Source organism: Kibdelosporangium aridum (assembly GCF_900176515.1).
Taxonomy (GTDB): Bacteria; Actinomycetota; Actinomycetes; order Mycobacteriales; family Pseudonocardiaceae; genus Kibdelosporangium; species Kibdelosporangium aridum.
In genome coordinates this window covers 711,685-725,340 of sequence record NZ_FWXV01000004.1, presented here as the reverse complement: position 1 = coordinate 725,340, position 13,656 = coordinate 711,685, and the positions used below count along the sequence as shown (strand labels likewise).

The following is a 13,656-nucleotide window of genomic DNA, read 5'->3' as shown; positions in this document are numbered from 1 at the left end:
ACAGTCATGCGACTGCAAGTCGTATCCGGTATTAGACCCAGTTTCCCGGGCTTATCCCAGAGTGCAGGGCAGATTACCCACGTGTTACTCACCCGTTCGCCGCTCGTGTACCCCGAAGGGCCTTACCGCTCGACTTGCATGTGTTAAGCACGCCGCCAGCGTTCGTCCTGAGCCAGGATCAAACTCTCCAACAATGCTCTAGTTGAAAAATTCGACGTCCTGACAAACCAGAACCAATCTGGTCCATCTGTCCATCTCAAAGGAACCTCAAGACGAGGTTCAAATAAAAGCTCTACTGGCTTTCAATAGATCGACACACTGTTGAGTTCTCAAACAACACACGCACACCTTTTTAGTCCGGCATTTAGCCGACCCGCAAAGGGGCTTGCACTGCAAAGTCTTTGTTTTACTCGGGTTTGCCACTCTACCTGACTTCCGATTCGACCCGGCGAGGGGCCCAACTAGAAGCTCAGCTGGTTGGTGGCACGTCGTAGAACTTTACTCGGTCCGATTCGCGGTGTCAAATCCGCCCGACCCGGTGGGCTGTTCCTACTCAAGTCTACCTGAGAGGCTTTCTGCCCTTCGCCGTCCCCGCCAGGCTCTTTCGTCCTGTTCCGTCCGGCTGTCCTTGCGACGGGGAGAAAGTTACTCAGGTGGCAGGTGCGATGTCAAATCGGCTGGTCAGCGGCCTGAGCCAGAGGTTTCGCTCCCCTGCGGACGACAACACCTCGGCCATCTCGGCGAGCGGAGTCGTCTGCTGGTCGCCGACGAACGCGGCTTCGTAGCCCCAAGTCCGGAACTCGCGAAGCGCGGTCAACGGGTCGTCGCCGAGCTCCTTCATCGCCGACGACGAGAACGAGCAGATCACGTGCGGCCGGTCCCGCCTGAGCAGCCGGACGAGGCCACCCAACGCCCGATGCGTTCGGCCGGGCACGTCGGCCTTGACCACGGACAACCTCAACTTCTTCAACCCTGGCAAGGCATCCAGCGCACGGTCGAGCCGGACCGAGTTGACCGTCCGCTCGGGCTCGCCTGTTCCTGGCCAGACACTGACTCCGCCACCCAGGGCGGGGTCGGTCACCAGCGTTCCCTCGGTGTCCCATGCCGCGGCTTCCACCACGTGCAGCCGGTCGGCCACGTGCTCGGGTGTGTTCGCGGCGACGTTGCGTTTCAGCAGGTCGACGGCCTTCGGGTCGGGTTCGACCGCGACCACCGCACCAGAATTACCCATTCGTGTGAGCATCCGGAGGGTGTGGTAGCCCACGTACGCGCCGATGTCGAGGAAGACCCCGTCCGGCTCGATCAGCGAGTCGATCAGGTCGGCGACCGGCTGCTCCCAGACTCCGTTGCTGGACAACAGCGGCAGCATCGCGATGTCGTCCGACGGCAGCCGCAGCAGGCCGGCGTCGCACAGCACGAGCGAACTCCCGTCGACCCCGCCATGTACCCGTTCGTGTTCCCGCACGACCACCCGTCGCAGCGCGTCGGCGGTGCGGGTCGCGGCCGACGAGGCGCGGATGTTCTCGTCACGTTCACGCGATTGGGCGATGATCCGGTCTTCGAGGCTCTCGATCCGGCGCAGCGCGGTGTCGAGCTGGTTGGCCAGCCGGTCGATCCGTGGATCGGGTCCGGCCGGTGCCTGCTCGACGCGCCGGGTCGCCGCCAGCTCCTCCTGGCGGCGCAGCACTTCCTTCGTCGACCGCTCGGTGGAGTCCACTATGGACCCCAGCATCGTCCTGACGTGGTTGTCGTAGTGGTTGAGCACCCGCAGTACGGCCTTGCGCAGCGCGGGTGCCATCGGGATCCGATGGCCCATCTCGACATCCGGCTGGCGCAACAACGCGTGCCTGGCCGCCTGCAGAGGCGCGAACGGATCAGGCTCACCGGCGAGCTTGCGGCCGTGTTCGACCCGCCAGTTGCGATACGCGTGCTCGACTCGCTCCCGCAACTGCTCGGCGGACTTCTCGACCGCCCGCAACCCGAGCACACGAGTCCGCCCGGCCGCCCCGATCTTGTCCGCGAGCGCGGTGTCCGGCGCGTGTTCACGCATCAACCGCGCGGCGTGCTGCACGTGTTCGGACTGACCATCCACACGGGACACGAACACCACGCTGTCCGAGTCGAACAGCTCCGCGGCCACCCCGACGTTCGTGGTGATCAACGGAACACCCCTGGCGGCAACGGAACTCAGCTCGGTGGCCGTCGCGCATTGCTTGTCGTGCAACAAAACGACCCAGTCCGCCGCGTCGACTGCCACCCGGTGCGCGGTTTCCGCTTCGACCAGACGGATGCGGCGGTCGTGCGCGGTCGCCAACCGCAGGCGTTCAGCCGCAGCACGTTGGCCAGCCGCACCACGGACGGCCAGGAGCAAACTCACGTCCGAACGGTCCGGGAACGCGGCACGGAACGCGGCCACGACATCGGTCTCGTTGGAACAGCAACCCTCTTCGTGGTCGACGAAGCTCGTGAACACCGCACCTGTGGGGACGCCAAGGGTCGTCAGCGCCTCGGTGCGCTCGTCCTCATCCCGTTCCCCTTGGTCGGGCACAGGCAACACGACGGCTTGTGCACCCGACGGCGCAGGCCATGGCACCCATACCTCGTCAACGCCAACAGACGGCGGGCCGGGTTCATCACGGACCTGGATCACGTACCGTTCGCGCGGCGGATCCGTCACGTCGTCACAGCACAACACCACGGGGTAACGCGCGTCCGACGCAATCGGCAGTCCCGACGCACCCGCGCTCAGCCGCACGGACTCGGCGAGCGGACCGACCCCGAGCACGGAGACGCCCAGTTGGTCGACAAGCTCCACGCGGACAGCTGGCGGCGCTGGTACCGCGACCGGATGCAACCGTCCCTGCAGCACCCCTTCGGTCTCACACCAACGACGGAACTCGTCGGCGTTGGCACCGAAAGGATCCGGGTAGCGCTCACGCAGCCAAGGATCGTCCTGCCACAACGCGCTCGCCCACCGCGTGCTCCCTGACAACCCGTCAACGGTTGCGCATGCCCAACGCAGGAAGGCCTTCTCGTCGTCGATCGCGGGCGGCGGCTCGTCCCCCATGATCATCGCGTCGTGCCAGGCCGACCGGAATTCCGCACGGAGTCCCTCCGGCAGAACAGTCCCGTCCGACAGACGCGCGAACGGCTTGCCCTTGCCCGCCATCCCCGCGTCAACGAGCTTTGCCCGGTAGTCGTCGCACAGCGTTTCCAACCCGGGCCGCTCGGACAACAGCGTGCGCGGCCGTTCGGTGATATCCGCGGACAGCAGCCACGGTTTCTTCGGATCGAAACCGTGGAAATGCACCGTTCGCAGCATTACCGGCTCGCCAATTGGCACGGCCATCACGCAATAACCGTTGGTCAGCAACTCGGCGTCGCGCTGGCCTGCGTTCCACACCGAAAGGCCGATCCCGACATCGCGGATGACATGGTGTTTCGCCAAGGCCGGCAGGCCGTCGAGAAAACCGTCGACCGCTTCGGGCTTCCGCGCGGCGTGTTGGGCCCACGAAGTCAGCACGTCATGCGCGCCGGGCCCGACCGCGAGGAATCCGGGCTCGTAGACACCGGCTTCGATCAGGTCTTCCGGCGTCGGGGCGAGCCCGTCGTGCGGCAGCGGGTGCAGGACCCGGGGCACCAAAGCGAAGTCACCTTGTTTCAAGGCGTCCTTCACGATTGTGTCGACCGACGCGAGGACGAGGACCCACGGATCGAGGTACAGCACCGGGCCGTTGGCCAGCAACGTCTGCAACAGCCGCGGCCGCAGCACGGCCCGCATCTGCTCCGCGGTGTACGCCGTCGACAGCATCGCCAACTCGGCTTCGTCGACACCGATATCGGCCGGAGTCAGCACATCCCCGCCGGGTTCGCCGTCGACCAGCAGGATGTCGAACCTCGCACCGGGGTGAACGGCTCGGAACGACTCGGCTGTCACTCGGGCGGCGGGAAGCTGGGCGCTGGTCGCCACCGTGCACGCAGACACTTCGGTCACACCACGAAAGTAGCGCGCCGAAGATCACGCACGCGCCGGTGGCACCCCAACGCGTTCGTCGTCGCAGGTCAGCGAGGTTCGTGGCCGAGGATGCGATGAAGCGCCGCATGCAAGCCATCAGCTTGCCCATGCCAGCCAACGAACCGTCCGGCCGGACGAGCACTGCTTCACCGGGCGTGACGTGCTGACCGCGTGTGTCGCACCCGGATGGCCGAGCTCAAGGCAGCCCAGACGGTGTCCGTGCCGCGCTCAGCCGATCGTAGGCAGGAACTTCGGTGCTTTGCGGGCGTGCGTTGCCTGTTCGAAGGCGTACGCCAACGACAGGACCTCGCCGTCCGCCCAACGACCGGCCATGAACGAGATGCCGACCGGGAGCGGTCCGATGAACCCGGCAGGCACCGTCACGCCCGGATAGCCGGCGACCGCCGCTGGTGTCGACGACGGGATGATGTCGTTGTCGCCGGTCGCGCAGTTGGTCTTCCAGGCGGGCGGGTTGGTCGGCGCGGCGATCGCGTCGAGCCGGTGGCGTGCCATCGTTTCGTCGATCGAGCGTTTCGCCAGGTCGGTCAGTTCCCGGCGACCGGCCAGATAGCCGGGGTCGGTCGGGCCCGGTGCCGCGAGCGCCATTTCGAACAGTTCCTGGCCGGGGAAACACGTCCGCTCGAGCGGATCGTTCCGGTTGTACTCGATCAACGCGGCCAGATCACGTGGGCCATCGCGGGTGGCCAGGTACTTGTCGATGTCCCGGTGGAACTCGGTGAGCAGTGCGGGGAACTCGAGCTCGGCGATGCGTTGCTGGTACGGCATTTCGACCTCGACTACCTGCGCGCCTTGCGCTCGCAGCGAGGCCGCTGCCGCCGTCATCACCCGGTCGACGTCCGGCCCGAGAACGGGCAGCCGCCACAGACCGATCCGTGCTCCTTTGAGCGAGTCCTTGGAAAGCCGGTAGTGGCGTGGATGATCGCGCGGGATGGCCTTCGTGGCGGCGTCGGCGGGATCACGACCCTGGATGACCGCGAGGGTGATGGCGGAGTCGATGACGTTGCGGCTCATCGGCCCGGTCGTGTCCTGCTCGGCCGAGATCGGCACGACACCGGTGCGGCTGACCAGTCCGAGGGTGGGTTTGTGACCGACCACCCCGGTCATTCCCGCCGGGCACACCACGGATCCGTCAGTCTCCGAGCCGATCGCGACCTGCGCGAGCGAAGCCGCGACAGCCGCGCCCGAACCGGACGACGATCCACAAGGGTTGCGGTCGAGGACATACGGGTTGTTGGTCTGACCGCCCACCGCTGACCAGCCTGAAGTCGGTTTGGCGGAGCGGAAGTTCGCCCACTCGGACATGTTCGCCTTGCCGAGGATCACCGCACCCGCGGCCCTGAGCCGCTGGACCTGGAACGCGTCCTTGGCAGGCGGCGTGCCCAGCAACGCGCGCGAACCCGCGGTGGTCTGCAAACCACGTGTGTCCACGTTGTCCTTGAGCAGGATGGGGATGCCGTCAAGCGGACCGCGCAGCTGCCCGGCACGGCGGCGCCGATCGCTGGCGCGTGCCTGCTCGGTGGCGGTCGGATCGACCAGGATCACCGAGTGGAGCTTGTCGTCCACCGCACGGATCCTGGCGAGATAACGCCCGGTCAGCTCCACCGCGGTCAGCTTGCCGCGGTCCATTCGCAGTTGCAGTTCGGGAATCGTCGCCCGGTCCAGGTCAAGGCCCTGGGACGCGTTCGCCGGAACCGCCATCGTTGCCAGCAGCACACATGGGATCACCAAGCGCAGCACGCCATCCACCACACTCGCGGACACGCCTGCGGTCAACCCGACGAACGAAGGGCAACCCTGCCGGGCAGGAACGGAGTTTGTACGGGCATGAGACTCCACGGTGGTTCCCGTGAGCTGGACCCAGCGTTCGAGGACTTCGTCCGCAGCCGATCGGCTTCGTTGCTGCGGACGGCCTTCCTGCTGGTCGGCGACCGAGGCCACGCCGAGGACCTGCTGCAGACCACATTGCTGCGGGTCGCGTGGCGCTGGTCGGCTGCGAGTGAGCAGCCCGAAGCCTATGCGCGCCGTGTGCTGGTCAACCTGACCCGTGATCGCTGGCGGCTGTTGGGCCGCCGGGTACGGGAACGAAACCAGACCGAGCTGCCCCATCTGCCATCGCCGGACGCGAGCCAACGGATCGCCGACCGGGAAGCGCTTGTGCAGGCGTTGCGTCAGCTGCCGACACGGCAACGCGAAGTCATCGTGTTCCGGTTCTTCGCCGATCTGACGATCACGACACAGCCCGGGCCCTCGGGTGCAACGAGGGCACGGTCAAGTCGTACACGAGCCGTGCCTTGAACCGGTTGCGTGAGCTGCTGGGGGAGCCGCAAGAAATCGAGGTACAGAACTCATGATGACCGAGGACGACCTGCGCGAGCAGTTGCGTGACGCGACAGCAGACTTCGTACCCCGCGACGATCTGCTCGAGTCGCTGGCGGACAGGCACGCACGCCAGCACAAGCGCGTGCGGCGAGGCTTGATCGGTGGTTCGGCCGCTGCCATCGCAGTGGTGGCCGTCTTGCTGGGCACAGTGTTCACGAACACTCCGGCGCCGGTGACGGTCGATCCGGCCACGCTCACCGAAGCGGAGATCATTGAGAAAGCCCGCGCGGCGGACGCCGCGGCACAGGGCATGATCGTGAACTTCACCACCGAGGGCCCCAGCTGGCCGAAATCCGAAAGCTGGGCGCTGCGCTCAGAGCGGCTCGGCCGGAGTGCGCAACCGGGCGTCAGCGACATGATGGCGACGCCCGACCGCCGGGAACTGATCGACTTCCACCGCCGGACGGTGACGACCTTCCGGGGTGGCTCCGACAACGACGTTGTCTCGTCAGTGTCCGCGTCCGGCACGGGTGATCCCGGGAAGGCGCTGCAGAACGACACCATCCGGCTCGTCGGCGTCGGCGCCGAGATCCACCTGCGCGGCAAGATCTTCGAAAACCTGCGGACCGTGGACATCTGGCTTGATCGCAAGACGTTCCTGCCCACCCGCTCGGTGCAGGGCGTGCTGACGATCACCTACAAGTGGCTGCCCGCGACCGAGGAGAACCGCAAGAACCTGGTGCATGAGGCGCCAAGGGACTTCACGTACGAGACCTTCCCCCCGGTCACGCCTCTCGTCCCCCAAAGCGGGTTGAACACGGCGCCGCCGACCAAGTGAAGGAAAGGGCCCTCGTGTGAGGGCCCTTTCCTTACAGCACTGGCAGTAAGGTCTTCAGCTCGTACGGTGTCACGCTGCGGCGGTACTCGTCCCACTCGACTCGCTTGTTGCGCAGGAAGAAGTCGTACACGTGCTCGCCCAACGCTTCGGCGAGCAGCTCCGAGTTCTCCATTTCCGCCAACGCCTCGCCCAGGTTCTGCGGCAGGTTGGCGTATCCGGCCGCGCGACGCTCCGAATCGGACAACGACCACACGTCGTCCTCGGCGGCGGGCGGCAGCTCGTAGCCCTTCTGCACGCCCTGCAAACCGGCGGCGATGATCACGGCGTAGGCCAGGTACGGGTTGCACGCCGAGTCCAGGCTGCGGACCTCGACGCGCCGCGACGAAGCCTTGCCGAGCGAGTACATCGGCACGCGCACCAAGGCCGAGCGGTTCGCGTGGCCCCAGCACACCGCGGTCGGGGCCTCGCCGCCGACGATCAGGCGCTTGTAGGAGTTCACCCACTGGTTGGTCACCGCGGAGATCTCACGGGCGTGCTTCAACAGGCCCGCGACGAATGCCTTGCCGACCTCGGAGAGCTCGTACGGGTCCTCGGCGTCGTAGAAGGCGTTGCGGTCGCCCTCGAACAGGCTCAGATGCGTGTGCATGCCCGAGCCAGGCTTGTCGGAGAACGGCTTCGGCATGAACGACGCGTGCACGCCTTGCGTCAGCGCCACTTCCTTCACCACGTACCGGAACGTCATCACGTTGTCGGCCATGGTCAGCGCGTCGGCGTAGCGCAGGTCGATCTCCTGCTGGCCGGGCGCGCCTTCGTGGTGGCTGAACTCGACCGAGATGCCCATCGCTTCCAGCGCCTCGATGGCGTGCCTGCGGAAATTCGTGGCCGTGGCGTGCGACGCCTGGTCGAAGTAGCCGCCGTTGTCCGCGGGCTCCGGCACGCTGCCGTCCGACGGGAGGTCCTTGAGCAGGAAGAACTCGATCTCTGGGTGCACGTAGACGGTGAAGCCCATCTCGCTTGCGCGCGAGAGGGTCCGGCGCAGCACGTGCCGCGGGTCGGCCCAGGACGGCGAGCCGTCCGGCATCGTGATGTCGCAGAACATCCGGGCCGAGTAGTGGTCGCCTTCCGGCGTCTCCCACGGCAGCACCTGGAAGGTGGACGGGTCCGGCTTGGCGACCATGTCGGACTCGTAGACGCGGGCGAACCCCTGGATCGCCGAGCCGTCGAAACCGATGCCCTCGGCGAACGCGCCTTCCAGCTCGGCGGGCGCGATCGCGACGGACTTCAGGAATCCCAGGACGTCGGTGAACCACAGCCGGACGAACCGGATGTCGCGTTCCTCAAGCGTCCTCAGGACGAACTCTTGCTGCCGATCCATGGCGTGAGCCTAGGCAGGACGTGTTAACGCCATGTTTCGCGGGGGTACCTGGAACCGATCACAGAGGGTCAGATCACTTCGGCGGGCTTGTTTCGCTTGATCGCCAGTGAGAACACGGCGGCGACCATGCACAGCAGACCCGCGCCGTACCAGGCCATGTCGTAGCTGCCCAAGTGGTCACGGGTCGCACCGGCGGCCGTCGCGGCGAACGCGGCCCCCAGTTGGTGCGACGCGAAGACCCAGCCGAAGACGATCGGGCCGGACATCCCGAAGCGGTCACGGCACAGCGCGACCGTCGGCGGCACGGTCGCCACCCAGTCCAGGCCGTAGAAAATGATGAACGCCCACATCGGCGGCTCGACGGTCGGCGCGAACAGGCCTGGCAGGAGCAGCAAGGAGCCGCCACGCAGGGCGTAGTAGGCGCCGAGCAGCCAGCGCGGGTCGATCCGGTCGGTCAGCCAGCCCGAGAGGATCGTGCCCGCGACGTCGAAGATCCCGACGAGGGCCAGCAGTCCCGCGGCCGTGGTCATCGGTACGCCGTGGTCGTGGGCCGCGGGCACGAAATGCGTCCCGATCAAGCCGTTGGTCGACGCGCCGCAGATCGCGAAGCCGCCCGCGAGCAGCCAGAACGTGCCGCTGCGCATCGAGGTGCCGAGCACCTGCAGCGCCCGGCGGGCCGCGCCCTTGTTGGGTGGTGGCGGCGGTTCGGGGGCATCGGCACCGAGCGCGGTCGTGCCCACCTGGCTCGGGTGGTCGCGCAGGAAGATCAGCACGACCGGGACCACGAGCAGCGCCACTCCGGCGATGACCAACGACGCCGGGCGCCAGCCGATGTCCGTGGCCATGTTCGCCACGATCGGCAGGAAGACCAGCTGGCCGGTCGCTCCCGCGGCCGTCAGCACACCGCTGACCAGGCCGCGGTGCTTCACGAACCAGCGTGACGTGACGGTCGCGACGAAGGCGAGGGCCATCGACCCGGTGCCGACGCCGACGAAGATCCCCCAAAAGAGGATCAGCTGCCAACTGGCTGTCATCACCACGGTCAGCCCTGAGCCCGCGGCGACGAGGACCAACGCGCTGGCCACGACCTTGCGCATGCCGAAGCGCTCCATCAGCGCGGCGGCGAACGGCGAGATCACCCCGTAGAGCACGAGGTTCACCGACACGGCGAGCGAGATCGTGCCGCGTGACCAGCCGAACTCCTGGTGCAGCGGGTCGATCAGGACACCCGGCGCCGCCCGGAAGCCGGCCGCGCCGAGCAGCGCGATGAACGACACGCCTGCCACCCACCAGGCCCAGTGCACCCGCCTGGTCCGCACTTCAAGTTGTGTCACCCGGAAAGGGTGACTGGGATCCAGCGACAGAAACAGTGGCCGGAACGTCAACATGTGCAAGAATCTGGCCATGTCGCACGTCGTCGCCGTACTCGCCCTCTCCGAGGTGATCGGCTATGACATGACCATCCCGCCGATGGTCTTCGACCCCGCCGGCGATCGCTACGACGTGCGTCTGTGCAGCGTCGACAACAAACCCGTGCAGGTCTACGGCGGATACCAGCTGGTGCTCAACCACGGCCCGGAGACGCTGGCCGAGGCGGACACCGTGATCATCCCGGGCACCCGGATCCCCGGCCCGCGCTACGACGGCACGCTGCCCGGCGACGTGGCCGAGGCGCTCGCCACGATCCGGCCAGGCACGCGGATCATGTCGATCTGCACGGGCGCGTTCGTGCTCGGTGCGGCCGGGCTGCTCGACGGACGCCCGGCGACCACGCACTGGAGCCACACCAAGAAGTTCCGTGAGCTGTACCCGAAGGTCTTGCTGAATGAAGACGTTCTCTTCGTCGACGACGGTGACGTCCTGACCTCAGCCGGGCTGGTCGCGGGAATCGACCTGTGTCTCCATGTGCTGCGCAACGACCACGGCAGCGAGGTCGCCAACCACGCGGCGCGCTACTGCGTGGTGCCGTCATGGCGTGACGGTGGCCAACGACAGTTCATCGAGCGCCCTTTGCCGGAGATCGGCGAGGCGTCGACCGCGGCGACGCGTTCGTGGGCGTTGGAACGGTTGTCCGAAGGCCTCGACCTGGACACGCTCGCCGGGCACGCGAAAATGAGCGTCCGCACGTTCAGCCGCCGATTCCGCGCGGAAACAGGAATGAGCCCGGGCAAATGGCTGTTGCGGCAACGCCTGGAACACGCGCGGCACCTTCTGGAGAGCACGGATCTTGCCGTCGACCGGGTCGCCGAGGAATCCGGCCTCGGTACAGCCGCTTCTTTGCGCCAGCACTTGCGGGTGAGCCTTGGCGTGTCACCGTTGGGCTACAGGAAGGCATTCCGGCCGCCTTCTTGAGGTTGTCTCAGCCGCAGCGCCCTACGATGCGTGGCATGTTCAAGCGTTTGCTGTTGCTCGGAGTGCTGGGGCTCGTCACGGCCGCGGGGTGCACGTCGACATCCAACGAGTCCGGCGGCAGTACGCTTCCGGACGGCGCGGGCCTGCTCAGGGACGCCTCCGAGGCGGTCAAGCCGATCAACAGCGCCACCTTCGCGCTGAAGGTCAACGGCGAGGTGCCGGGCATCCCGGTCAAGGAAGTCTCCGGTGACCTGACCAAGGCCGGTGACGCCAAGGGCAACGCCAAGCTCGACCAGTTCGGCCAGACCTTCGAGGTCCAGTACGTGCTGAAGGACAAGATCCTCTACATCAAGGGCATCACCGGCTCCTGGCAGCAGTTCGGCGACGCGACGCAGATCTACGACCCGTCGGCGATCCTCGACCCGAACCGGGGCATCGCCAAGCTCCTCACCTCGATCCAGTCGCCGGTCACCGAGGGACAGGAGGACATCGCGGGCGTCAAGACGTACCGGGTCGCGGGCAAGGTCGCCAAGGACGTCGTCACCGGCCTGGTGCCCGGTGTCCAGTCCGATGTGAACGTCAAGGTCTGGGTCAAACAGGACGGCAACCACCAGCCGGTACGGGCAGTGGTCGAACTGACGCCCGGCAACACGGTCGAGATCACGCTGTCCGAGGTGGACAAGCCGGTCACCGTGGAAAAGCCGGTCTAGTGACCAGTCTGGGGGTGCCCCGAAAAGGCCGCAGGGTCGCGATCGGGGCAGGAGGTCTCGCCGTCCTGCTCGGCGCGCTCGACACGTACGTCGTGGTCAGCGTGCTCAACGACATCATGCGGGACCTGAACATCGCGGTGAACCGGCTCGAGCAGGCCACCCCCATCGTGACCGGGTACCTGCTCGGCTACATCGCGGCGATGCCGTTGCTCGGCCAGGCTTCCGACCGGTTCGGCAGGCGCGCCTTGTTGCAGGCTTGCCTGATCGGGTTCACGGCCGGCTCCATCATCACGGCCGTCGCGACGGATCTGCCGCTGTTGGTGGCCGGCCGTGTCGTGCAAGGCATTGCCAGTGGTGCGTTGCTGCCTGTGACCCTGGCGCTAGCCGCGGATCTCTGGGCGGAACGCAAACGTTCCACGGTGCTCGGCGCGGTTGGTGCGGCGCAGGAACTGGGCAGCGTGCTCGGTCCTATTTACGGCGTGGTGCTGGCCGTCGCTTTCGGATCGTGGCGCGGTCTCTTCTGGGTGAATGTCCCGTTGGCCGTGATCGCCATGGTGGCCATTCACTTCACGGTTCCCGGGCGGGACAAACAAGGCCCGGCACCGGCCAAGGTGGACATTACCGGCGGAGTCCTGCTGGCCGTCACGTTGGGGCTCGCGGTCGTCGGGTTGTACAACCCTGATCCGCAGCGCGCGGTTCTGCCGCCGTGGGGCGTGCCGGTGCTGATCGGTGCGTTCGTGGCACTGCTCGGGTTCCTGGCGTGGGAGAGGTTCGCGCGTACCAAGCTGATCGATCCCGCCGGGGTTCGGATGGGGCCGTTCCTCGCCGCGCTGGGCGCGTCCGTCGCAGCGGGCGCGGCGTTGATGGTCACGCTGGTGAACATCGAACTCGTCGCGCAGACGCTGCTCGGCAAGGACCGGACCGGCGCGGTGTTCCTGCTCGTGCGGTTCCTCGTGGCGCTGCCGATCGGTGCGTTGCTGGGCGGCTGGCTCGCGGCCCGGATCGGCGACCGCTGGGTCGCGTTCGGTGGTTTGCTCATCGCCGCCGCCGGGTACCTGCTGATCTCAGGCTGGCCGGTGGACGTACTGGCCGCCCGGCACGACCTTGGGCCGTTCACCCTGCCCCGGCTGGACACCGACCTGGTGATCGCCGGGCTCGGGCTCGGCCTGGTGATCGGGCCGCTGTCCTCGGTCGTGCTACGCGTTGTGCCCGCCGCGCAACACGGCGTGGCGTCCGCCGGGGTCGTCGTGGCCAGGATGACCGGCATGCTGGTCGGTGTGGCTGCGCTCACAGCATGGGGCCTTTACCGTTTCCACAGCCTGACCGCGGGCCTCGACACGCCGTTGCCGTTCGGTAAGACCAAGGAGCAGTTCGACGCCGAAACAGCCGCGTACAAGGCCAAACTGTTCGACGCGTTGAACACCGAGTACAGCGAGATCTTCCTGATCACGTCGGTGATCTGCGTGCTCGGCGCGCTGCTGGCGCTGGCGTGCGGCGCCGCACGCCGCCACGATTGACATCGATCGTGGATTGCGAAGGCGCGGCGATTAAGAGACCCTTCAAAAGTGACCGAGCAACGGGTCGTACTGAATCTAGACGAGGCTGGCGTGGCGGTTGATCTGCCCCAGCTGGACAATGCACAGGATGTAGTCCAAGACGTGGCGTATCGCCCGGTGGATTTCCGCGATGACGATCTGCCTTCCGCCTTGGAACGGTCGGCAGCCTGGCTACGGAAAGCCGAGCAGTGGCTCGGCGAGCCAGTGGACGTCTTGGCGATCCATTTGGACTACGACGACAGCGGTGATGCGCCGTACTTCGAGGTCAAGCTGTTGTGCAACGACGAAGACCTCGCCGGGGCGCCGATCGCGGTCCGCGAACAACGACGGCGTGCCTCACCGTAGAAGCGGCCCTGTGCCGGGAGGCTCAGCGCTAGAATCGGTGGAGTATCGCGGTGCTGATTAAGGATGTGCGCCATTACCCCACCGAAGGATCTCTTCAGCCACGCCAACGCCGACGACGCGGATAC

At 66.7% G+C, this 13,656-nt stretch carries 10 protein-coding genes and 1 rRNA gene; 6 read left to right on the top strand and 5 right to left on the bottom strand.

Annotated elements, in window-relative coordinates; all coding sequences use genetic code 11:
• From B9C43_RS27225 to B9C43_RS27215, 3 genes are all read right to left on the bottom strand, one after another.
• Window positions 1–194 (bottom strand): 16S ribosomal RNA (locus tag B9C43_RS27225); the annotation flags it as partial.
• 455 nt (window positions 195–649) lie between these two features.
• Complete coding sequence (locus tag B9C43_RS27220; protein ID WP_084429806.1) at window positions 650–3,994, bottom strand: FkbM family methyltransferase; 3,345 nt, start codon at window positions 3,992–3,994, stop codon at window positions 650–652.
• 249 nt (window positions 3,995–4,243) lie between these two features.
• On the bottom strand, window positions 4,244–5,734 hold the full coding sequence (locus B9C43_RS27215) for an amidase (RefSeq protein WP_084429882.1): 1,491 nt from the start codon (window positions 5,732–5,734) through the stop codon (window positions 4,244–4,246).
• 126 nt (window positions 5,735–5,860) lie between these two features.
• Here B9C43_RS27215 and B9C43_RS27210 point away from each other — a divergent pair, with 126 nt between their 5' ends.
• Together B9C43_RS27210 and B9C43_RS27205 are read left to right on the top strand one after the other, a co-directional pair.
• Entirely contained in the window at window positions 5,861–6,331 is a 471-nt protein-coding gene (locus tag B9C43_RS27210; RefSeq protein ID WP_235038854.1) for a sigma factor, read from the top strand.
• 55 nt (window positions 6,332–6,386) lie between these two features.
• Window positions 6,387–7,193, top strand: a complete 807-nt coding sequence (locus B9C43_RS27205; RefSeq protein WP_143446606.1) for a hypothetical protein — start codon at window positions 6,387–6,389, stop codon at window positions 7,191–7,193.
• A 31-nt stretch (window positions 7,194–7,224) separates the two neighbouring features.
• On the opposite strand, the gene glnA is transcribed toward B9C43_RS27205, so the two are convergent.
• Together glnA and B9C43_RS27195 are read right to left on the bottom strand one after the other, a co-directional pair.
• Complete coding sequence (gene glnA / locus B9C43_RS27200; RefSeq protein ID WP_084429804.1) at window positions 7,225–8,568, bottom strand: type I glutamate--ammonia ligase; 1,344 nt, start codon at window positions 8,566–8,568, stop codon at window positions 7,225–7,227.
• Window positions 8,569–8,636: 68 nt separating this feature from the next.
• The gene (locus B9C43_RS27195; RefSeq protein WP_235038853.1) at window positions 8,637–9,902 is read right to left on the bottom strand and encodes an MFS transporter; all 1,266 of its coding nucleotides are present in this window, start codon (window positions 9,900–9,902) and stop codon (window positions 8,637–8,639) included.
• Window positions 9,903–9,972: 70 nt separating this feature from the next.
• Here B9C43_RS27195 and B9C43_RS27190 point away from each other — a divergent pair, with 70 nt between their 5' ends.
• Genes B9C43_RS27190 through B9C43_RS27175 form a run of 4 tightly spaced genes read left to right on the top strand, consistent with a single transcriptional unit; the run spans window position 9,973 to window position 13,531 of the window.
• Entirely contained in the window at window positions 9,973–10,920 is a 948-nt protein-coding gene (locus tag B9C43_RS27190) for a GlxA family transcriptional regulator (RefSeq protein WP_084429881.1), read from the top strand.
• Between the two features lie 35 nt (window positions 10,921–10,955).
• Window positions 10,956–11,630 (top strand): LppX_LprAFG lipoprotein, encoded by a 675-nt coding sequence (locus B9C43_RS27185; RefSeq protein ID WP_033383518.1) that lies wholly within the window; start codon window positions 10,956–10,958, stop codon window positions 11,628–11,630.
• Window positions 11,630–13,147, top strand: a complete 1,518-nt coding sequence (locus B9C43_RS27180) for an MFS transporter (RefSeq protein ID WP_084429802.1) — start codon at window positions 11,630–11,632, stop codon at window positions 13,145–13,147. The genes B9C43_RS27185 and B9C43_RS27180 overlap by 1 nt, the downstream gene beginning before the upstream one ends.
• A gap of 48 nt (window positions 13,148–13,195) precedes the next feature.
• Window positions 13,196–13,531, top strand: coding sequence for a hypothetical protein (locus B9C43_RS27175; RefSeq protein WP_084429801.1), 336 nt, complete (start codon window positions 13,196–13,198; stop codon window positions 13,529–13,531).
• Window positions 13,532–13,656 lie beyond the last annotated feature (125 nt).

Excerpts from the sequence above, each read along its gene's own strand:
- B9C43_RS27215 (WP_084429882.1), bottom strand. The coding sequence starts at position 5,734 with ATGGCGGTTCCGGCGAACGCGTCCCAGGGCCTTGACCTGGACCGGGCG.
- B9C43_RS27205 (WP_143446606.1), top strand. The coding sequence starts at position 6,387 with ATGACCGAGGACGACCTGCGCGAGCAGTTGCGTGACGCGACAGCAGAC.
- B9C43_RS27185 (WP_033383518.1), top strand. The coding sequence starts at position 10,956 with ATGTTCAAGCGTTTGCTGTTGCTCGGAGTGCTGGGGCTCGTCACGGCC.
- B9C43_RS27190 (WP_084429881.1), top strand. The coding sequence starts at position 9,973 with ATGTCGCACGTCGTCGCCGTACTCGCCCTCTCCGAGGTGATCGGCTAT.
- glnA (WP_084429804.1), bottom strand. The coding sequence starts at position 8,568 with ATGGATCGGCAGCAAGAGTTCGTCCTGAGGACGCTTGAGGAACGCGAC.
- B9C43_RS27210 (WP_235038854.1), top strand. The coding sequence starts at position 5,861 with ATGAGACTCCACGGTGGTTCCCGTGAGCTGGACCCAGCGTTCGAGGAC.